A 20,717-nucleotide genomic window follows, 5' to 3' on the forward strand; every position below is an offset into this window, starting at 1 on the left:
TACCTCTATGAGTGGCACTGTTTGACCGAAATCACTGGCATGGTCACTCCGAAATAGCCAACAAGAATAGCCGTGTGCGATCGATAAAATGCTAGAGACCATGTAGAAAGGGTTTTTCAAATCCATTTTACGATTGGTCACTAGGTTATCATTTAACTTAGTTGTATTGGCGGCATAATATAATAAGAGCCCTATGATTGGAGACTATCACATACGGTTCTTTGAGAGGTTTAGGGGTTGATTCGCCTTTACCTACTTGACTGTGTGTTCGTACTTATATTCCTAGAGATATCTTTTGTTCATTTTCCGTAATATATTTTATGAAATATTTCAGTCAAATTCGAGAATTACACCTAAGCTAATAAAATTTGATACTTGGTAAAATACTTCTGATATTTAGAAACTGTAGTTTGATTTATTCAAATTTTAAAAAGATTTCAACTAATTTATCAGGCATTGAGAAAAATGGGGAATGACCACAATCTAATTGATAAACATCATCACAAGGACTTTCTTTTTGCATGAGTCTTTGAAGACTTAATGTAACGGCTCTATCTTGCAAGCATTCTATATATGTCTTGGGAACACTTCCATAATTTTCATTAGTTAAAGTCAGAATTTCAAAGCCAGTGAAATTGGGTTCGGGGGAAAGTAAAGCATTTGCCAACTCGGTTATTTCATGGGGACAATCATGATAAAGTGCCTTTTTGAAAATTTGAATATCTAATTTATGTGTTTTTTGTTTTTTTGGTGTAATTTGTTTTAATAGAAATCGGGCAAATGAATTTTTATATAGTTGATTTATCTTGTCAACCCTTTTTTGACTGAATTTGGGATAAACATTTTGATAGACTAATGAGTCCGTATCAAGTTTACCAAAATCCATCATTGATTTACCGTTAGGTATAAGGTAAGAGGCTAAATAAATCAACCTTTTTATTTTATCTGAGCGTTCTTCAGCTACTTGAGATATAACCATTCCATTTCTACTATGAGCCACCAAAATAACTTTTTCATCCAAGGCGTCTATTTGTTGTATGACTTTGTCAACACAATTGCGTAATGTAACATTATGAAGTGGGGTTGTATCTAAACCGTGACCCGGCATGTCTATAGCTATAGCTAGATTATTGGATTCTTCTATAAGCGGAATTACTTTGTGCCAATTCCATGCGGCATGAAAAGAACCATGAATCAATATAAAAGTTGTCATATGTGTTTTATTAAAAGTTAAAAGATAAATTTCTATTAAAAACTAATATGGTAAAACCCGAAACTTGCTATACTGTTTTTGAAGCTTCCCAACCGATAATAACTGTTTTTCTTGTTGTTCCCCACATATAACCGCCAATGACTCCAGTGGATTGAATAACTCTATGGCAAGGAATTAAAAAAGCAATAGGATTATTTCCGATTGCAGTTCCGACTGCTCTTGATGCTTTTGGTTTTTGAATGAGGTTTGCAATATTTCCGTAAGTTGCTAAATTTCCAGTTGGTATTTTTAAAAGTGTTTCCCAAACTTTTAATTGGAAATCTGTACCTTTTAGGTGTAGTTTAATTTTGTTAATCTTGCTCCAATCTTGTGTATAAATTTGTAAAGCATTTTGTTGAATTTCGTCTTTTTTTTGAATAAAATTCGCTTTTGGAAAGCGTTCTTCTAGTTCTAAAAAAGAAATTTGTTTGTCGTCTGAAAAACCCATATAACAAATTCCTTTGTGTGTAGAAGCAACTAAAATTCGCCCGAACAAACTTTCTGCGAAACTATAGTTTATAGTCAGTTTATCTCCTTTGTTTTTGTATTCTCCGGGTGTCATTCCCTCAATTTTCACAAATAAATCGTGTAATCTTCCTGTGCCTGAAAGACCTGTTTTATATGCAGTTTCAAATAAAGTGGTTTGTGAATTATTTAGAATTTTTTTTGCGTGTTGAACGCTAATAAATTGCAAGAATTTTTTGGGGCTAACACCTGCCCAATCTGTAAACATTTTTTGAAAATGAAAAGGACTTAAGTGAACTTTTTTTGCAATAACCTCAAGATTGGGTTGTTTAGTGTGGTTCTGTCGTATGTATTCAATAGCTTCCGCTATTCGAGTATAATTTATGTATTCTTGCTCGTTCATTAAGTTTAAATTTTATAACAGCAAAAAAAGAATTGATTTCACTCCTATAAAACCCGAAACTTGCTGAATTTATGGACATTTTTTTGGCATGACACACAACGGTTTTGTATATGATTTCGTTTCGTGTTTCAGCAACTAAATTAGCAAATATAAACCGAATAGAAAATCCGCGAGGATTTTCGTAAGCAAGCCTGCACTAGCAATGAATTATACACCGTGTGTGTGCCTAGAATGCTAAATATAGTTCTTTTATATAAAGAATGTCCCAAAGGGTACGAGTCCTAGATACGAGGAAGTAACGCTCCTAAGTAAAGCAAGTGGCAAGGTTGATTGGGATGACCCAATGACTGAAGTAAGCCAGACTGCGTGGTTGGTTCTGAGGAACACTTTTTTATGAGGTTTTATGAAATAAAACCAAATGTCTAGTAGACATTTGAATAAATAAAGCGGTGATGTGGCTGGAGGATATGAGGCTGTAAGGTTGGATAAGTAGGCATATAACTGCAACGTCCAAAACGTTTTTAAAACGATAACCGAAGCAGTAGATATTGACCAAAGAGTATTTACCTTACCGAGAAGGGTAGAGCGTTAAAAAATGATTTAGTAAATCATTTTAGTGAATGAGCCAGCTGGCGTCAGGCTAAATTGATCCACGAGTTTGGATGTAAAGAGAAGTCAGCAGAAGCCATAGTACTTATGGGAAACGAGCATTGTGAAACGTCGAAAACAATGAGGACTCACAAATAAGGAAGGGCAGAACGTTAATGGGTATCTGATGAACAGCGGTACGTTAAGGATAGTTTTCTAGTACTGTTATAGCCTATGATTAAAGGAGACAACTTAAGCGATTAAGCATCATTAGCGAACCGCCAAGTACGCGACCCGTACGCTTGGTGGTTTGAGAGGTGCACTCTCCTCATTTATGAGGAGAGCCGTCTACTCGATCGTCATTAGTACTATTTCGCTGATAGTTCAATGGATAGCCCTAAAGCATTCGCAATCAAAGCGAAATTAGATAATTGAATATCCTCTCCATTTTCAATTCGAGAAATATATGGTCTCTTCTTTCCAACCTTTTTGGCGAGATTTTCTTGAGTCATATGTAATTCCTTTCTACGGTTTTTAATGATTTCTCCAAAATAATAGGAAAAAGCATCTTCTCTAAACTTTTCACGTTCTTTTGAACCTTCTTTTCCGTAACGTTTGGCAATCAGTTCTTTTGCTTTTATTGACTTTCCCATAATTAGTTTTCTTTTAGATAATCCTCTAATATTTTTTCGGCTTGTTTAATTGCCTTTTTGTAATCTTTAGTTCCTTTTTTCTGAAATCCGCACAAACAAACAGCTTTAGTACATTCGGCAAAATTCAGATGGTCAATAGCAAAGATTACGATTCGATATTCATTTCCGGCTTTAATCCTCAATTCGTAAAATTGAGTAGATTGCAGTTTTTTCAGAAAGTTTGAGTTGACCACTTTAATTTCGCTAATTACTTCAACGAGTTGAAAGAATTTCAGCGCAACTTTGTCGTTTTGTTTGTCGATAAATTCCAAACACTCTTCTGTAATATCGATTTCTCTCATATTACAAATGTAACGAATTAGTTACAATATTATTTCATTCAGGAAAATTTTTTTATCCAAGACGGATTTTGAGGTATTAATGGCAACGCTTAAGCTATGATTATTGCGGCGAGGAAATGCAGGGAATTTCAAGCTAGCACAAGTAAAAGCTTTGAGCTGTTTTTTTGTTTGTTAGGATAAAAATAAGGAAAAAGCTTTTGCGACAATGCAAATCAGCCAACATTTCGGCTAGCAACTGCTCCCGCATTAATTATAGGTATTGTGTGTGCCTTGAATGGTAAATATAGTTCTTTTAAACGAAGAATGTCCCAAAGGGTGAGTGTCCCCGATACGAGGAAGTAACGTTCCTAAGTAAAGCAAAAGCTCATGTAATTAAAGCGCTGTTGAAAAACGCGTTTTATGAGTTGATATTCTCATTTTTAAGCAAGCTAAATTTTACGAGTTTAATCATTAAAGTAAAAAATATGACCTCTTAGAATTGCTTATTTTAAAGCTTATTTTGTGAAATTAAGGGCTTGTGCAACGGTTACTAGTGTTGTGGTGTCGTTGATTTTTTATGTAGACATTGGGTTCACTTGGATTTGACCTCCAATAGCTTTTAAGACTTTCATTATAGTAGCAAATTGAGGTTTCGCTCCATCAGATAAGGCTTTATATAAGCTTGGTCTACTCATTCCTGTTTCCTCTGCAATTTTTGTCATACCAATGGCTTTTGCAATTTGTCCAATTGCATTAATCACATCAGCATTATTTCCTTCTTCGAGTACTGAATTTAAATATTCAGCAATCATTTCTTTACTATCTAAATAATCTGCTATTTCAAATTTTGAAGTTTCCATATTCTAATTATTTAATTTTTTCCAAATTTCTTTCGCTTTTGTAATGTCTTTTTGTTGAGTTGATTTATCTCCGCCGATTAGAAGCACAATTATTTTTCCATCTTTTTCTTTAAAATAAACTCTATAGCCTTTGGCAAAATTTATCCTCATCTCATGAATTCCATCACCAACACTTTTACAATCACCAAAATGCTCGTCAGTTTCTAATTTTTGGATTCTAAACAAAATTTTTGCTTTGGCTTTTATGTCTTTTAGCTTTTTTAACCATTTGTCAAATTCATTTGTTTTCTCAATAAAGAACATAAAAAATGTATCTAATTGGATACAAATTTAATAAAAAAATATAATAATTCGGATTAAAAGGGTTTTTTTTGATGCGTGCAGATTATGCACTACAGCGTTTAGTGCCTATTGCACAAGCATTTTTTTAAAGTACGATTATTTGTTATTTTTAGATATGAAAGGCAAAAGAATTATCAAGAGAAATTATTCACGAGTTTTCAGTTAAGTGATCGTGTACCTAAGACTAATTTTTATAGGCAGTTATCCTCGGTTTTGGAGGTTGATTTTTTATACAAACGCACCCAGTAATATTATGGTGAAAGTGGACAAAAAAGTATAGATCCAGTGGTGTTTTTTAAGTTGTGTTTAGTAGGCTATTTAGAAAATATCATCAGTGACCGTAAATCGATACAGCATTGCAGTATGCGTTTGGATATTTCGGTCTTAGAAAAATAAATACGATAGGGCTAAAACAAGCAAACAAAGTAATGCATCTGTCAGCTATGGCTTATAATTTGAAAAAGTACCTAAAATTCATTCAAAAAACAGCAAAAAGTAAAGCAAAAGCTCAAGTAATCAAAGCCCTGTTGAAAAACGCGTTTTATGAGTTGATATTCTCATTTTTAAGTAAGCTAAATTTTACAAGTTTGATCTTTAAAGTATAAAATACGACCTCTTAGAATTGCTTATTTTAAAGCTTATTTTGTGAAATTAAGGGCTTGTGCAACGGTTACCATTGTTAGCAAAAGTTAAGTTTTTGAAAGTCTATATATCAATCTTTTGTATGTCTTTATTTCAAAATCTAAAAAGGAATCTTCGTTGTAAAAAAAAGTATTGTCAATACCGTCTGCTTTAGTCAATTTAAAGTCTTTACGTACTTTGCTTAGAGTCCTATAATCTATTGTTGACCTGTTATTGCCTAAAGAATATTTCTTATGACTTATTATTTTCGGTGCAGTAGGAAAAATACCTAAGAATTTGTTAGCTTTCTCTATAAAAACTTCAAGAGATGATCCATTTTGATTTAGTTTTATTCCTTTATTTTCTAAAAACTTTTTTAAATCTGATATTTTAACCTCTCCTTTGAATGTATGTTTTTTGGGTTTAGCATTTTTCCTTATCCAAATTCCCATATATTTTATTTTAGTATCTATATCCCAAATTGGAGAAGCTTTTTTTTCAGATTTCGTTCTAATAAATCTATATTTTTTCTTGTACTTATAGCTGAATTCTTGCAATTTTGAATCAGCTATAGAAACTAAAAACTCATATATTTCATCCGAATTTAAGCTGGGACAGAGTACGTAACCATTAACATACAAATGTTTAATTAAAGCTAAAAGCCCAGCACGTTTATTTCCATTGTGAAAAGAATGATTTTTTATTATTCCATAAGTCAAAGTAGCGCAGTTTGAATAATATTCAGGGTACTTGTAAAAATCACCAAATCCAGTTGTTTGCCTACCAATTGCACTTTCTAACATCCCTTCATTTTTTACTCCTCTTGGTTCAACAGGATCCATTTCGTCTAGTAAATGAGTGTTTTCAGAAAGTAAATTATGTAAATCAATTAAAGACTCTTTTGTTAGAATGTTTATTTTTCCTTTTTCAGTTGTAAAACTTTTAGTCATTAATTAGTTGTCTTGTTTTTAAGTAATTATAATCTCAAATATATAATTAATAATACAATATTTTGGTGTTATGGTCGGGTTTGTAATTTTTGCTAACGGTTTGGTGTATGGCTCGTTGCGTGTAAATTAGCGATTATTTTTCGGTTGATGCACAAGCCAGATTTTTAAATTTTACTATATATCTTCTCTCTTGGAAATCGTCAAATTTAAAAATTTGGCGACTTTCCAAATACGCCTTAAATTTAGTTTAATCAACTGATTAGCAATGAGTTACACACGTTGTTGCCAGTAGTTATTCTTCGCTATCATCTTGTACAAATTCATAAGGTTTGTATCCATAACGAATGAATAGATATGGTGGATTCTTTGCACTTTTAATTTCATCTCGAATTTTAAATCCTCTTCTATATTTATTCGTTTCGATTGTATTTCCTTTCTTATCAACGATTTTTTCTAACACACCATTTATCGAAAATTCTTTACCGTAAAATGTTCCTGATTGAATATTACCACCAACAGTTTTTTCTGATTTTGTATTAATTACTTTTTTAATTATTTGAAATGGATTTAAGGATTTATCATTCTCATAAATCTGTTTAGCTAACTCTTTTCCAGAACCAAAAAATCGCATTTTATTGGTTAGTAAAATTTCATCTAAATAATATTCTGTGTTTTCTTTTCCTATTTTGGGATAAAAATGTAATACTCTAATACGACCTTGTTTTAGACAAAATCCACCCAACAGAATTTCACATAATCCTGCGCCACGAAGTGAACTTGCTATTTCTTTAGATATTTCCACATATGAATCAAATACCAATTTGCCTATTGAAGGAATTGAGAAATCAGAAAGGTTGGTTAAATAAGTAATATTAGGTAAGACTTCTACTATCGAGTCTTTTACCGTATAAGCATTTATAGCACTTCCAATAACAGCCATTCCGTAATTATATTCAAATTCAAACTTGTCGAAATCCTCTCTCGTTTTAGCAGGACCTTTTAATTTAAAAGGCACGCTAAAAATTTTGATTGCTTTATCAAAGTGACCTTGATTTCCAAATGAAATTCGAGTATCCGCAGAAAACGATACTTCTTTATCTGTCCTTTCGGCAATTACTAATGTCATTTAGTTCGTGGTGTTCTTAATTACTGGCAACGTTCATTGTATGATGCGTTTGTGTCCCGAAGGGCACATATGCATTATACAAATTGTGTGTGCCTTGAATGGTAAATATAGTTCATTTAAAGAATGTCCCAAAGGGTGCGAGTCCCCGATACGAGGAAGTAACGCTCCTAAGTAAAGCAAGTGGCAAGGTTGATTGGGGTGACCCAATGACTGAAGTAAGCCAGACTGCGTGGTTGGTTCCGAGGAATACGAACTGGATATGAGGCTGTAAGGTTGGATGAGTAGACACATAACTGCAACGTCCCAAACGTTTTTTTTTTAAACGATAACCGAAGCAGTAGATTCAGCAGATATTGACCAAAGGGTATTTACCTTACCGAGGGAGGTCTCTTGATCCACGAGTTTGGATGTAAAGAGAAGTCAGCAGAAGCCATAGTACTTATGGGAAACGAGCATTGTGAAAATAGGAAAAGCAATGAGGACTCACAAATAAGGAAGGGCTGAACGTTAATGGGTCTCTGATGAACATAGGAGTAGCGGTACGTTAAGGATAGTTTTCTAGTATAGTTATAGCCTATGATTAAAGGAGACCACTTAATAGAATGAATTAGTAGTATGATTACAAAATTGATTAGTTCAGAAAACCTGAACCAAGCTTACCTAAAAGTGTACCGTAATAAAGGTTCGTCTGGGGTTGATGGTATGAAAGTCGAAGCACTTAAAAACCACCTAAGCCTACATAAATCGAGCTACATAAAATCGATACAAAACAGGAATTATAAAGTATCACCAATCTTGGGTATTGAAATTCCTAAAAGTAATGACGAATACCGATTATTGGGTATTCCTACTGCTATAGATAGGGTTTTTCAACAAGCATTACATCAAGTATTGTATCCCATTTTTGAACAAGACTTTCAAAGCTACAGTTATGGTTTTCGACCCAATCGTAATGCACAACAAGCGTTTACACAAAGCTTGGAAAACATCAATTCGGGTAAACAGGATATAGTTGATATCGACTTAAAATCATTTTTTGATGAAGTGGAACACCATATCCTACTGGGACTGATCTATAAGCGCGTAAAGTGTAGCAAAACCTTGAAGCTGCTACGTCAGTTTTTTAGAGCTCCAATACAAATCAACGGAAAGTTGGTCAAACGCAGAAAAGGAGTTCCGCAAGGCTCCCCTTTAAGTCCACTGCTTTCTAATATTCTGCTTAATGAGTTGGATAAAGAATTGGAAAAACGAGGACATCGTTATGTTCGTTACGCCGATGATTTTAGTATTTATGTAAAGAGTAAGAAATCCGCAAAACGTGTAGGTAATAGTATTTACAAGTTTTTGCGAGATAAACTAGGTCTACCTGTAAATCGGAAAAAGAGTGGTATCCGACGTCCTTTAAGTTTTACTTGTTTAGGTTATGGTTTTACACCGACCTACAAGAAAGGAGAAAAAGGACGTTATCAATTAATAGTTGGTCAGTCAAACTGGAAAAGCTTGAAGAGCAAAGTCAAAAAGCTTACCAAAAAGATAAGCCCAATTAATTTTAGTGAGCGGATAACGCGATTAAACTGGTTGATCAGAGGTTGGGTAAATTACTTTAAACTAGGTTCCATTCAAGGGAAACTCAAAAAGTTAGATGAATGGCTAAGAAACCGACTGCGTTATTGTATATGGCATCACTGGAAAAAGCCAGAACGTAAAAGAAAGAATTTGATACGTTTAGGGGTAAAACCAGGTCAGGCATATGCATGGAGTCGTACTAATATGGGAGGATGGGCAGTAGCTCAAAGTCCAATTTTAGGAACAACAATAACGCTAAATCGATTAAAACAGAAAGGCTACATCAGTTTAGAGGAATACTACCATAAAATTAAGCATCATTAGCGAACCGCCAAGTACGCGACCCGTACGCTTGGTGGTGTGAGAGGCGCACTCTCCTCATTTATGAGGAGAGCCGTCTACTCGATTGGGTGTAGTTTTTTTTATTCATTAAGTATATTTCTACCAGAGTCAAATTAAATACCCAACCAAGCCAAGATACAATTTTATAAGTATCCATAGGTGGAAGTTCAATAGTAGAAACAATTATCCATTTAAACAATCTCAAACTTATTGCAGAAAGAGTTAAAGCAAAGCCTCTAAGCATAAATTTTTGATGATTATCCCATTGTTTGTTTTTTGCATATCTGAATGCTTTGTAGGTAAACCAAAACCATAACAAAGCCTGAATAGAAAATGATATTTTTGAAAAAACGCCACCATTAGCGTGTAAAGCCATTATTAATCCAGAAGGAGCAGCGATAAGTAAAATTAGAAAAACATATAGTTTCCCGAAAATTTTGTGGATAGACGAAAATGTACTTCTAATTGTATTTGAAAATTGAGTGATTCCTAATATTAAAACAAAGATACTTGTGTAAACATGGCTAAAAAAAGCTATCTGATAATATTTCGTTTCAATTTCTTCTTGTTTTATATTTAAAAAGGCAACATTTAATTTGATAGGTATATATTGTAGAGTTATTAAAATCATTAAGTAAGTGAAATAAATTAATGATAAATAATAGACTGTCTTAAATATGTAAGTTGAGTATTGACGCATTTATATTAAGTTATCCTCTTCCGAAATAGTCATAATATTCCGAAGCGTTTTTTTCGTATTTTAATAGAAGTTTAATATTCTTTTTTTCTAATTCAGTAAAGTCATTCTTTATGTTAGTATGAACAGGAATATACCAGCTTTGAGCATCAAAAAATACACGTAAAGGCCTATTTTTAAAAGAATACCCGTGTCTCGCATAAATTGTATTCCGAATAATAGTTAAATCTCCCTTTTTTAAATTTTCAACTTCATTTTTTGATAGTAAAGTATTGGAAGCATTTATTTTATAGATCAGATCGGTTGCAGATGCAAACTCTCTTGAAATCCACTCTTCAAATTCATTTTCTTCCATTTCTACCTCTTCCTTTGTTTCAATCACTTTATTCCAGTTGACATATTCTTTGGATTTTTCTAAATTAATATTAGCATCGTAGGCGAAATCTTTCTTTTCAAGATTGTATTTCCTTTTCTTAATATCAATCTCTTTATAGGCAGTCCATTTACCTATTAAATGCCCACTATTAATATTAAAAACAAACTCGCCATCATATTTATGATTTCCAGGCTCTCTTACTTTGAATGAATAGCTACTATCTTTTTCCTTTTTAATTATACCTTTGAACGGTCTATCATTACCAGCAACAACACTATGACCAATTACAATACTGTCTTTTATTTGATCAATTGATATATTTATTTTATTCTCTCTGTTCCACATATATCCCTCATCAACATATAGTGTTTTTCCACTGTAATCATTTTTTTCGTCCTTTTTAAAATATCCTACCCAAAACCCTAATATAGGATCATCAGTATTTGATTTCTGTTTTTCAACTTTTTCTATTGGATTTGGTATTTCGGATTTTTGAGGTGACTTTGAGATCTCAATTTTCGCACCTTCTTCAACTTCTATTTTTGCATTTGAATTTTTGATTTCAGTTTTACAACTAGAAATTAATAGTCCAAAGATTGAGATAAAGAATAGTTTTTTCATTTCATTATTTTAGTAATAGTGGAATTACACCCAACGGCTCGGCTATGGTTAGTACGGGAATTAAAAGTAGTGAACTTTCGATTAAGCACTTAGCCAAAACTTTTTATTTTGTTTTATCTTTTTCTTTATAAAGCCAAATCAAAAGATTTGGCGGACTTAGTTAAAAGCTCTAAACTTTGGGTTAAGCACTAAAACCCGTATTAACTATAGCCATTGTTGTATGCTGGCTTTTTACTTTACCCTTAAGACTTTAGCATCAAAATCAGCCATTAAATATACTCGGTCAAACTTTGATTCCATTTGATAGTTTTCAGATTCGTTCAATTGATATGATACAGAAGAATTTGAACCTATTAAAAGTACTAACCATAATTCCGTTAACTCCTTTTCACTTGTTTTATAACCAGAAATTTTAGTTTCCTTTTTCTCAATTTCTGTTTTCAAACGTTCTTTAGTCAAATATTCCCCTTGCCAGTTTTTCTCCATATATGAAAATGAAACTTTAGAATGTTTGGTAGTTCTAATTCGTGTTATTTTTTCAGGTAGTTCAAAGTCCTTTTTTAGTATAGTTAAGTGCACACAATCGGCAATTTGTTCTGCTAGTTTTGGTTTGTCTTTTTGCGAATAAATCCATTCATCATTCTGAACAGAAATTGTGGCGAGAACATTAATATTCGGATATTTTTGTTCGAAAACTTGCTCCGCATATTCCATAAGGTTTTTTACACTGAAATATCGTTGAGCATCTTTCGTTAGAATCAGAGTGTGTTCAAGTCCTATATAATTATTCTTTAACTCGATTATAAAATCTGGGTTTGGTGGTTGCGGTTTGTCAACAATTTTAATTTCTGAGTCAATTTTAAAAGCAAACTTTCCAATCTGACAAACTTCAAGAATCTCTTGTTTATTAAGGTCGAAATTGTCAAGTATTGGGTTAATTACTTTTCCCAATTCAGTCGATTCTTTTCTGAAAGCATCGATTTGTTTTTTAAACTTTTCTATGTCGATTTTGAAATTCATTTTTTAGCTTGCATACAACGCTAAATGTAAATGTCTGTGCGAGTAGAAGTGCGATGCACTTCGCCCGTAGCACAAGCAAATACTTTTGTTTAAGTGTAAATTTAATGTTTAAGCGCTTAATAAAAAAGTATTTGTGACTCGTTAGAGAAGAACCACCTTCGCGCCGCACCAATCCCCAAGCATTGCATTTACATATTGTTGTGGGTGTGTGCTATTTTTTTCTATTTATAGAGCTTGTCAGATTCAGCTTATCGTCGCTATTTATTTTGTCAAAATTTAGAGCTTTCCATCTTGATTATTTGGTTTGTTGCTCCATCAAAACAACGAGCGTCAATCTTCAGTTTTTTAGTTTTATATGTCAAGGGTCAGCTCAGAAATGTCAGTCATAGTTATTTGCTCAAAAACCAGTGCGTTCCGTCTTAAAATATTTAGTTTTTATCTCGTCAAAATAACAAGAGTCATGTCAGAAATAGTATGTCAAACTATTATTTACAATAAGCTTTTGAAGCAGAAATTGAGGATAAAACACTGAATTTAGAATCAAGGATTGGCATTACCCACAACAATTGTATATAGACTATAGTCTATATATCTTTTATATAAAGAGCTAATCTAGTGGATTTTTAATGCTTTGCAAATTATTTGTGGCAACTCTGGTGTAAATTTCTGTAGTTTTTGTGGAACTATGTCCTAATAATTCTTGAATGTATCTTATATCGGTACCAGATTCTAGTATATGTGTGGCAAAAGAATGTCGTAACATATGTGGGGTAACTTTTTTGTAAATGCCGGCTTTTTTTGCGGCACGTTTTACGATCATTACTATACTTGTAGCACTATAAGCCTTACCTTTTTTACCTTCAAATAAATAAATTTGTGGTTTATATAATTTAAAATATTCACGTAATTCTAATAGCACCTTTTTGGATAGTAATGTATAACGGTCTTTATTTCCTTTTGATTGCTTTACGTGTATGAGCATGCGCTCGCTATTAATATCGGTAAGTTTCAAATTCAATAATTCACTTCGGCGTAAGCCAGCTGAATACAACAGGCTTACTATACAACGGTGTTTTAAATTATTAGTATTGTTAATAATGGTAATCACTTCTTTTTTTGATAGTATTTCGGGTAGTTTTTCTTGCTTTCTGGGGCGTTCAATTTCATAAAATCGATTAGGCATATCCAATACAATTTCGTAGTAAAATTTAATACTATTGATACATATATTTATGGCTGAATTTGACCTGCTTTGTTTTATAAGTAGTTGTATGTAGGCCCTAATGTCTACTTCATTTAAAGTGTTTAGTTCTTTTGATTTGTAGTGGTTTATAAAAGCTTCAAATGCCGAAACATAAGAGTTTATAGTATTTAATGCATATTTTTTTAAAATCAATTTTTGAATATAACTATCTGGGCATTTTTTATAGTCAGTTGGGTAAACTCGTCGCTTAAATAATGAGGCATCATTGTTGTTATTGTTATTGTGTAAGGGTTTGTTTTTAAAAAAATAGGAAGTATTGATCCAAGCTACCCCTTTAAATTTTTCGAAAATAAGATCAAGGTTTTCTTTGGTATTTTTAATGTACACCATATTTAATTTCGCATGCCATTTAGGGTTGGGGAGTTCTTTTACAAGTGCTTGGATGACCTTGTCGGGATAAAATAATAACCCAATCATTTTAATGTCATTGATGAGTAGGTGTTTTAGGGTGATATTTTTTAAATGAGAATGTTTCATTGTCTTCAAAATTCAATGAAAAGAATGGTAAATAAAATTATAACTGTGTATTTATACGTATATTAAACGTTTAATTAAATGATTAATAATCACGATGGATACTACTTGTTTGTATTGCAATGAAATTTTGTCTGGTAGGTTAGGTAAAAAGTTTTGTTCACCTCATTGCAGATCAGCATATCATTACAATGAAAATAAACAAAAACAAGATAAGTTATACGTTGCTATTGATAAGCAATTGAAATTGAATCGAAGAATTTTAAAAGAGTACAATAAAGCTGGATTAGCCACAGTGCGAAAACAAAAATTATTGGATGCAGGTTTTAACCCAAAGTATTTTACCCATTACTGGAAAAATAAAAAAGGACAAGTCTATTTATTTTGTTATGAATTTGGTTTTTTAGAGGTACAAGAGACAAGCTTATATGGATAATTAGGTAAAACCTTAGTTACTTGTTATTGTTTATAAAATGTAAGATTATGGATTTTAAGGGTTAAAAGGGGAGAAGCTAACAAATTCCCAATTCACATTAGTAAAGTTTTTGGTTTCAATCCAGCATTCGGGTTTAAAAAACCAAAAACGACCTGTTCCCGTAGTGGTTTCCAAATCTTTTTCGGAATATTGATCAAACAATAATGTTATTTTTCCTGTAATTTGTAAAGCCTTACCTCCATTAAAGTCTATAAAGGTGAGGCCTGCTTTTGGATTTTGTAAAAAATTACCAAAAGTGTTAAATAAATTATTCCCTACATAATCGGGAATTTTAAATGTGTTGTCATCTAATATTTCAATAAAACCAGGATTTCCTCCTCTGTGTGAGGCATCCATTGCTCCTTTGATACTCATGCTTCCTAAAAAGAAAGTATCGGCCATTGTGATCCATTTTTTATGCTGTTCATTTAAAATGCTCCCCTTTGTTATTGTTGAATTTAGGGATACTTTGTTTTTTGGAACCAAAGGGATGCGTTGCTGTATATATTTAGGACAATTAGAAAAAGCTTGAATTACATCAAGTGCTATAAAATTCCCTAAAATTTCGGCGTCGGTATTAAGTCGATACCTCCTTTGGTTAACGGTATCAATAATTAATATACCAATTTGCGCTTTTGTTTTTAGGTTGGCAAAAAGAATATCGGCACTGGTCGTTTTAATTTGATCAAGATCAATATGTACTTTTGTAGCCGATTTTACTAATACAAAACCTGGATTTCCTATAATAACGGAAGTCCATATATTTTGTTCAGCATCCAGTGAACTAATAATTAATGTAGTTTGGCTTTCTAAGAAATCAAAATAATTATCGGGAATACTATACCTTAAAACGCGTTCTAGCATTTTAGGGTTGTGGGAAGCATTATATTTTTTTTGTAATTCTAATTCTCCATCGTGAAAGTAACTTTCCATAATTGTGTTCGATTTTAACAGTAGGTCGAAAAAATGTACATAAATTATGTTAAGCTGTTCTTAAATTTTCATTCTTTAACTGAGTTAATTTTTTGGATTTATCCAAAAAATCAACCATCAACCATCAACCATCAACCATCAACCATCAACCATCAACCATCAACCATCAACCATCAACCATCAACCATCAACCATCAACCATCAACCATCAACCATCAACCATCAACCATCAACCATCAACCATCAACCATCAACCATCAACCATCAACCATCAACCATCAACCATCAACCATCAACCATCAACCATCAACCATCAACCATCAACCATCAACCATCAACCATCAACCATCAACCATCAACCATCAACCATCAACCATCAACCATCAACCATCAACCATCAACCATCAACCATCAACCATCAACCATCAACCATCAACCATCAACCATCAACCATCAACCATCAACCATCAACCATCAACCATCAACCATCAACCATCAACCATCAACCATCAACCATCAACCATCAACCATCAACCATCAACCATCAACCATCAACCATCAACCATCAACCATCAACCATCAACCATCAACCATCAACCATCAACCATCAACCATCAACCATCAACCATCAACCATCAACCATCAACCATCAACCATCAACCATCAACCATCAACCATCAACTAATTCAACTTAAAATACACCTGTTCACTTTCTAGGTATTCCAGTAGTTCACTTGTGATTTCTACTTTAAGTTTACGGCTTGGCATGGTAATTTGCACTTTTTCTTTAGGCTCAAACACTTGGATACTTAGGCTTTTTGAGCCGGAATGTTTTAGGATAGTTTCGTGCATTTGATCAATAAAGGTATCATTCAAATCATTTACACTTAGTTGTAAAGTAAGCTTGCGCGAAAATTGTTCAATAACATCATGCAATAACATAAAACTATTAAATTGGATTCTGGGTTCACCGCGTTTGCCGGTGTCTTTTTGAATCCAGCCTTCTTTTACAAAAGTTTTCACGTATACAAAGGTATTTTGGACTAAAAAGGGCCTGAATCGTAAGTATTCCTCACCAAAAACGCGAAATTCAAAGGCCATATCATAATCCTCAATGGTAAACATGGCCCAACCTTTTCCGGCTTTTGAGGTGCGGTGATCTACCATGGTGACTACGCCTCCAAATGAAACTTCGCGATTTACAACTAAATTTAAGTCTTGGAAATCTTGTAGTTTTCCACTACAAAAATGTTTTAGCGCATGTTTGTGATCATCTAGTGGATGTCCCGAAATATAGATCCCTACAACTTCTTTTTCTTTCGCTAACTTTTCCATAGTACCCCATTCTTCACAAGGTGGAACTATAGGTTCTTCAATTTGTACTTCGCTGGCTTCACCAAATAAACTTACTTGAGCTGAGTTTTCACTTTCTTGGAATTTACTTCCGAACTTAATGGCCTTTTCTAAAAAAGTAGATCCAGTGCCTTCGTCATGAAAAAATTGAGCCCGATGCGTACTGCCTAACGAGTCAAATCCGCCAGCTAAAGCCAAACTTTCAAAAGCTTTTTTGTTGGCAGCACGCAAATCAATGCGTTTCGCCAAATCGAAAATAGAAGTGTATTTACCATCTTCCTTTCTGTTGTCCACAATAGTGGTAACAGCTCCACTACCTACTCCTTTAATAGCCGCCATTCCAAAACGTACCGCCCCTTGATCATTTACCGAAAATTTATGGAAAGATTCATTAACATCTGGGCCTAAAACTTCTAGTCCCATACGTTTACACTCTTCCATAAAAAAGGTAATCTGTTTAATATCGTTCATGTTATTGGAAAGTACCGCAGCCATATATTCGGCAGGGTAATGTGCTTTACAGTAGGCCGTTTGGTAAGCAATCCAAGCATAACAAGTAGAGTGCGATTTGTTAAAAGCATAGGCAGCAAAAGCCTCCCAGTCTTTCCAGATTTTTTCTAGTTTATCCACGGCATGTCCTTTGGCAGAGGCACGCTCAATAAACTTAGGTTTCATTTTATCCAGTACCGCTTTTTGCTTTTTACCCATAGCTTTACGCAATACATCGGCCTCACCTTTACTAAAGTCAGCTAACTTCTGCGAAAGCAACATTACTTGCTCTTGGTATACGGTAATCCCGTAAGTTTCGGCAAGGTATTCTTCACAGGCGTCTAAGTCATATACAATTTCTTCATCACCGTGTTTACGCGCCACAAAACTAGGAATGTATTCCATAGGTCCGGGACGGTACAAGGCATTCATGGCAATAAGATCGGCAAACACAGTAGGCTTTAAGGATCTCATGTGTTTTTGCATCCCGGGAGATTCATATTGGAATACACCAACGGTTTCTCCACGTTGGAATAGCTCGTAGGTTTTTACATCGTCAAGCGGGAAGTTTTCAGGATCTAATTCCACACCATGTTTTGCCTTAACAATTTTAACGGTGTCTTTAATTAGGGTAAGCGTCTTTAACCCCAAGAAATCCATTTTTAGTAGACCGGCATCTTCCACCACCGAGTTGTCAAACTGGGTACAGTACATTTCCGAATCCTTGGCCAAAGCCACGGGAACGAATTTGGTAATATCATCGGGAGTAATAATCACTCCACAGGCATGAATTCCGGTGTTACGAACCGAACCTTCTAAAATATAGGCTTGGTTTAATGTTTCTGCCTCTAGGCCATCGCCTTCAGTAATGCTTAATAACTGATTAATGTTTTCCATTTCATCAGACTTAAACTTTTTCCGAAGCGTAGCCTCATCAATACCAATAATTTTTTTAAGCTTGGACATGTTCGGAATCAGCTTAGCCATCCGATCGGCTTCCATTAAAGGTAAATCCAAAGCACGGGCGGTATCACGTATGGATGATTTTGCCGCCATGGTACCGTAAGTAATAATTTGCGCTACCTGATTGGCGCCATATTTATCAATTACATAGTCCATAACACGCCCCCGACCTTCATCATCAAAGTCAATATCAATATCGGGCATACTCACACGATCCGGATTCAAAAAACGCTCAAAAAGTAAGTCGTATTTAATGGGGTCTAAATTGGTAATCCATAGGCAATAAGCCACCGCAGACCCAGCTGCCGATCCTCGTCCGGGACCTACGGAAACATCCATTTTTCGAGCAGCACGTATAAAGTCTTCCACAATAAGGAAGTATCCAGGATAACCTGTTTTTTCAATTACTTTAAGCTCAAAATCTAATCGTTCGTCAATTTCGGGAGTAATTTCGCCATAACGAATTTTAGCACCCTCGTAGGTAATATGGCGTAAAAACTTATTTTCACCACGTTTGCCGCCATCTAATTTATCTTCTTCAAACTGAAATTCTTCAGGAATATCAAAGGCAGGTAAAAGGACATCTCTGGCCAAGGTAAAGGTTTCCACCTTGTCTATAATTTCCTGAATATTGGTAATCGCTTCAGGAATATCCTGAAACAGTTTTTTCATTTCCTCGGAAGACTTATAATAGTATTCCTGATTGGGTAATCCATAACGATAACCACGTCCACGACCAATAGGTGTGGCTTGTTTTTCACCATCTTTTACACATAGTAAAATGTCATGTGCATGGGCGTTTTCCTTTTCGCAATAATAGGTGTTATTAGTGGCAACAAGTTTTACGTTGTGTTTTTTTGCAAATTGAATTAAAACTTGGTTTACACGGTCTTCATCCTCCTGTCCGTGGCGCATCAATTCGATATACAAATCATCACCAAACGTATCTTTCCACCAAAGTAAGGCTTCTTCGGCCTGCTTTTCTCCAATATTTAATACTTTACTAGGAACTTCTCCGTAAAGGTTTCCTGTAAGTACAATAACATCTTCCTTGTACTGTTCAATCACTTTTTTGTCAATACGAGGCACGTAGTATTTTCCAGCAACAAAGGCAATGGATGACATTTTTGCCAAGTTTAAATACCCATTTTTATTTTTGGCAAACATGACAATTTGGTAGCCATTATCCTTTACCGATTTATTGGTGTGATCCTCACATACTTGAAATTCACAGCCCACAATAGGCGTGATTTCTTGTTCTATCTCTGGAAGTTCATTTAAAGGATCCTGCCCTTCTTCCAAAGTGCCATTTTGAGTAGCTTCAAAACGAGCTTGATTTTCCTCGTTTCGGGATTTTACCCCTTTGTTATGATTAATTACGCCATTTACAAAATGAAAGGCGCCCATCATATTAGCATGATCCGTCATGGCAACAGCAGGCATTTTATGCTTAGCGGTAGCTTTTATTAAATCGGGGACACTAATGGTGGATTGTAATATGGAAAATTGCGTGTGATTGTGTAAATGTGCAAAATTGGCTGTTTCCAGCGAAGCTAGATTATTACTTAAATCAGCATCAGAAAGGCTATCATCAATCAATGATTTTTCAAGCTCTTTTCTAATTTTTTCAGAAGCCTTTTTTAGGTTGATGTGTTTTAAACCTATGAGTTTAAAAGGCTCGGGATTGGCTTCTTTAAAACGCGTGTAGTATTGATTGTCTACACCTAATTGCTCAATAGTATATTGTTGCTTACGTACCAATTCTAAAAAACATCGGGTGGTAGCCTCCACATCGGCAGTAGCGTTGTGTGCATCTCCAAAAGCAGTACCAAATAAATATTGGTGTAGCTCGGTAAGGGTAGGTAGTTTGAATTTACCACCACGTCCCCCAGGAATTTGACATAAACTAGCGGTATGTTCGGTACAGGTATCCAGTACAGGTAAGCTAGCCATAGGGCTTTCAACGCCATTACGGTAAAACTCACAGCCCATGATATTTACATCAAAGCCTACGTTTTGACCGACTACAAATTTTGATTTGGCTAGTACGGCATTGAATTTTTCTAATACTTCGGCTAAGGGAATACCATCTTGTTCTGCTAGTTCGGTAGATATTCCGTGAATTTTTTCGGCATCGTAGGGAATGTTAAAACCTTCGGGTTGTACCAAATAATCCTCATGTTCAATACAGTTTCCTAATTCGTCATGTAATTGCCATGCGATTTGAATACACCTAGGCCAGTTATCGGTATCGGTAATTGGAGCCTTAAAGTTTTTAGGTAAACCTGTAGTTTCGGTATCAAATATTAAGTACATGAATCAAATTTAAGCTTAGGAATTACAAATTTAGTGATTGTATTGGTTGGATTCTAATCAACAAAGGTTTCCTTGAGAACAGATTTTAGAGCTGTGATTTCTGGATTACTCATGCGTCCTATTTTTTTGATAATTCTACTTTTATCAATTGTTCTTATTTGGTCGACAACAATCCATCCAATTTTATTATTAACCTGAGTTCGATTAAAATTGCTTGATTTTTTTATAACAAAAAAGACAGATTTTTA

18 protein-coding genes and 1 pseudogene are annotated in these 20,717 nt (G+C 34.2%); 4 read left to right on the forward strand and 15 right to left on the reverse strand.

Features of this window, described 5'->3' with window-relative positions; translation table 11 throughout:
* Positions 1–415: 415 nt before the first annotated feature.
* From KQA_RS0217195 to KQA_RS0217220, 6 genes are all read right to left on the reverse strand, one after another.
* Positions 416–1,213 (reverse strand): alpha/beta fold hydrolase, encoded by a 798-nt coding sequence (locus KQA_RS0217195; protein WP_010182820.1) that lies wholly within the window; start codon positions 1,211–1,213, stop codon positions 416–418.
* Between the two features lie 67 nt (positions 1,214–1,280).
* Complete coding sequence (locus tag KQA_RS0217200) at positions 1,281–2,120, reverse strand: bifunctional helix-turn-helix domain-containing protein/methylated-DNA--[protein]-cysteine S-methyltransferase (protein WP_010182821.1); 840 nt, start codon at positions 2,118–2,120, stop codon at positions 1,281–1,283.
* A 956-nt stretch (positions 2,121–3,076) separates the two neighbouring features.
* A complete protein-coding gene (locus KQA_RS0217205) occupies positions 3,077–3,361 on the reverse strand; it encodes a helix-turn-helix domain-containing protein (RefSeq protein WP_010182822.1) in 285 nt (94 codons plus the stop codon).
* Positions 3,362–3,363: 2 nt separating this feature from the next.
* A complete protein-coding gene (locus KQA_RS0217210; RefSeq protein ID WP_010182823.1) occupies positions 3,364–3,702 on the reverse strand; it encodes a type II toxin-antitoxin system RelE/ParE family toxin in 339 nt (112 codons plus the stop codon).
* Positions 3,703–4,256: 554 nt separating this feature from the next.
* Positions 4,257–4,541, reverse strand: coding sequence for an addiction module antidote protein (locus KQA_RS0217215; protein ID WP_010182824.1), 285 nt, complete (start codon positions 4,539–4,541; stop codon positions 4,257–4,259).
* 3 nt (positions 4,542–4,544) lie between these two features.
* Positions 4,545–4,844 carry a type II toxin-antitoxin system RelE/ParE family toxin gene (locus KQA_RS0217220; RefSeq protein WP_010182825.1) on the reverse strand — a complete coding sequence of 100 codons (300 nt, stop codon included), beginning with the start codon at positions 4,842–4,844 and terminating at the stop codon, positions 4,545–4,547.
* Between the two features lie 144 nt (positions 4,845–4,988).
* Here KQA_RS0217220 and KQA_RS21055 point away from each other — a divergent pair.
* Positions 4,989–5,261: pseudogene (locus KQA_RS21055) on the forward strand (transposase); the annotation flags it as partial.
* A gap of 311 nt (positions 5,262–5,572) precedes the next feature.
* Here the strand turns inward: KQA_RS21055 and KQA_RS19720 are convergent.
* A complete protein-coding gene (locus KQA_RS19720) occupies positions 5,573–6,454 on the reverse strand; it encodes a type II toxin-antitoxin system death-on-curing family toxin (RefSeq protein ID WP_010182828.1) in 882 nt (293 codons plus the stop codon).
* A gap of 292 nt (positions 6,455–6,746) precedes the next feature.
* Positions 6,747–7,580 carry a hypothetical protein gene (locus KQA_RS0217235; RefSeq protein WP_010182829.1) on the reverse strand — a complete coding sequence of 278 codons (834 nt, stop codon included), beginning with the start codon at positions 7,578–7,580 and terminating at the stop codon, positions 6,747–6,749.
* Positions 7,581–8,195: 615 nt separating this feature from the next.
* Here KQA_RS0217235 and ltrA point away from each other — a divergent pair.
* Positions 8,196–9,470, forward strand: a complete 1,275-nt coding sequence (gene ltrA, locus KQA_RS0217245; protein WP_010182831.1) for a group II intron reverse transcriptase/maturase — start codon at positions 8,196–8,198, stop codon at positions 9,468–9,470.
* Positions 9,471–9,528: 58 nt separating this feature from the next.
* Here the strand turns inward: ltrA and KQA_RS0217250 are convergent, their stop codons facing one another.
* From KQA_RS0217250 to xerA, 4 genes are all read right to left on the reverse strand, one after another.
* Complete coding sequence (locus tag KQA_RS0217250; RefSeq protein WP_010182832.1) at positions 9,529–10,119, reverse strand: DUF2306 domain-containing protein; 591 nt, start codon at positions 10,117–10,119, stop codon at positions 9,529–9,531.
* A 79-nt stretch (positions 10,120–10,198) separates the two neighbouring features.
* Positions 10,199–11,182 (reverse strand): YARHG domain-containing protein, encoded by a 984-nt coding sequence (locus KQA_RS0217255; RefSeq protein WP_010182833.1) that lies wholly within the window; start codon positions 11,180–11,182, stop codon positions 10,199–10,201.
* Positions 11,183–11,413: 231 nt separating this feature from the next.
* Complete coding sequence (locus KQA_RS0217260) at positions 11,414–12,202, reverse strand: hypothetical protein (protein ID WP_010182834.1); 789 nt, start codon at positions 12,200–12,202, stop codon at positions 11,414–11,416.
* A 607-nt stretch (positions 12,203–12,809) separates the two neighbouring features.
* Positions 12,810–13,883, reverse strand: a complete 1,074-nt coding sequence (xerA, locus tag KQA_RS0217265) for a site-specific tyrosine recombinase/integron integrase (RefSeq protein WP_010182835.1) — start codon at positions 13,881–13,883, stop codon at positions 12,810–12,812.
* A gap of 154 nt (positions 13,884–14,037) precedes the next feature.
* Between xerA and KQA_RS20610 the strand changes: the two genes are divergently transcribed.
* Positions 14,038–14,376, forward strand: coding sequence for a hypothetical protein (locus KQA_RS20610; RefSeq protein ID WP_010182836.1), 339 nt, complete (start codon positions 14,038–14,040; stop codon positions 14,374–14,376).
* Positions 14,377–14,430: 54 nt separating this feature from the next.
* Here the strand turns inward: KQA_RS20610 and KQA_RS0217275 are convergent, their stop codons facing one another.
* Complete coding sequence (locus tag KQA_RS0217275) at positions 14,431–15,348, reverse strand: pyridoxamine 5'-phosphate oxidase family protein (protein WP_010182837.1); 918 nt, start codon at positions 15,346–15,348, stop codon at positions 14,431–14,433.
* 92 nt (positions 15,349–15,440) lie between these two features.
* Between KQA_RS0217275 and KQA_RS20105 the strand changes: the two genes are divergently transcribed.
* Positions 15,441–16,043 (forward strand): hypothetical protein, encoded by a 603-nt coding sequence (locus KQA_RS20105; RefSeq protein ID WP_157366758.1) that lies wholly within the window; start codon positions 15,441–15,443, stop codon positions 16,041–16,043.
* Here KQA_RS20105 and dnaE read toward each other — a convergent pair.
* Together dnaE and KQA_RS20920 are read right to left on the reverse strand one after the other, a co-directional pair.
* Complete coding sequence (dnaE, locus tag KQA_RS0217280) at positions 16,030–20,469, reverse strand: DNA polymerase III subunit alpha (protein ID WP_010182838.1); 4,440 nt, start codon at positions 20,467–20,469, stop codon at positions 16,030–16,032. The genes KQA_RS20105 and dnaE overlap by 14 nt on opposite strands.
* A 53-nt stretch (positions 20,470–20,522) precedes the next feature.
* Positions 20,523–20,696: a type II toxin-antitoxin system PemK/MazF family toxin gene (locus tag KQA_RS20920; protein WP_081483276.1), complete on the reverse strand. Its 174-nt coding sequence runs from the start codon at positions 20,694–20,696 to the stop codon at positions 20,523–20,525.
* Positions 20,697–20,717 lie beyond the last annotated feature (21 nt).

The sequence above is a fragment of the Aquimarina agarilytica ZC1 genome, assembly GCF_000255455.1.
In the GTDB taxonomy this organism is placed as follows: domain Bacteria; phylum Bacteroidota; class Bacteroidia; order Flavobacteriales; family Flavobacteriaceae; genus Aquimarina; species Aquimarina agarilytica.

Coding starts and splice junctions, on each gene's coding strand:
- KQA_RS0217195 (WP_010182820.1), bottom strand. CDS start 1,213: ATGACAACTTTTATATTGATTCATGGTTCTTTTCATGCCGCATGGAAT.
- KQA_RS0217200 (WP_010182821.1), bottom strand. CDS start 2,120: ATGAACGAGCAAGAATACATAAATTATACTCGAATAGCGGAAGCTATT.
- KQA_RS0217205 (WP_010182822.1), bottom strand. CDS start 3,361: ATGGGAAAGTCAATAAAAGCAAAAGAACTGATTGCCAAACGTTACGGA.
- KQA_RS0217210 (WP_010182823.1), bottom strand. CDS start 3,702: ATGAGAGAAATCGATATTACAGAAGAGTGTTTGGAATTTATCGACAAA.
- KQA_RS0217215 (WP_010182824.1), bottom strand. CDS start 4,541: ATGGAAACTTCAAAATTTGAAATAGCAGATTATTTAGATAGTAAAGAA.
- KQA_RS0217220 (WP_010182825.1), bottom strand. CDS start 4,844: ATGTTCTTTATTGAGAAAACAAATGAATTTGACAAATGGTTAAAAAAG.
- KQA_RS19720 (WP_010182828.1), bottom strand. CDS start 6,454: ATGACTAAAAGTTTTACAACTGAAAAAGGAAAAATAAACATTCTAACA.
- KQA_RS0217235 (WP_010182829.1), bottom strand. CDS start 7,580: ATGACATTAGTAATTGCCGAAAGGACAGATAAAGAAGTATCGTTTTCT.
- ltrA (WP_010182831.1), top strand. CDS start 8,196: ATGATTACAAAATTGATTAGTTCAGAAAACCTGAACCAAGCTTACCTA.
- KQA_RS0217250 (WP_010182832.1), bottom strand. CDS start 10,119: ATGATTTTAATAACTCTACAATATATACCTATCAAATTAAATGTTGCC.
- KQA_RS0217255 (WP_010182833.1), bottom strand. CDS start 11,182: ATGAAAAAACTATTCTTTATCTCAATCTTTGGACTATTAATTTCTAGT.
- KQA_RS0217260 (WP_010182834.1), bottom strand. CDS start 12,202: ATGAATTTCAAAATCGACATAGAAAAGTTTAAAAAACAAATCGATGCT.
- xerA (WP_010182835.1), bottom strand. CDS start 13,883: ATGATTGGGTTATTATTTTATCCCGACAAGGTCATCCAAGCACTTGTA.
- KQA_RS20610 (WP_010182836.1), top strand. CDS start 14,038: ATGGATACTACTTGTTTGTATTGCAATGAAATTTTGTCTGGTAGGTTA.
- KQA_RS0217275 (WP_010182837.1), bottom strand. CDS start 15,348: ATGGAAAGTTACTTTCACGATGGAGAATTAGAATTACAAAAAAAATAT.
- dnaE (WP_010182838.1), bottom strand. CDS start 20,469: ATGTACTTAATATTTGATACCGAAACTACAGGTTTACCTAAAAACTTT.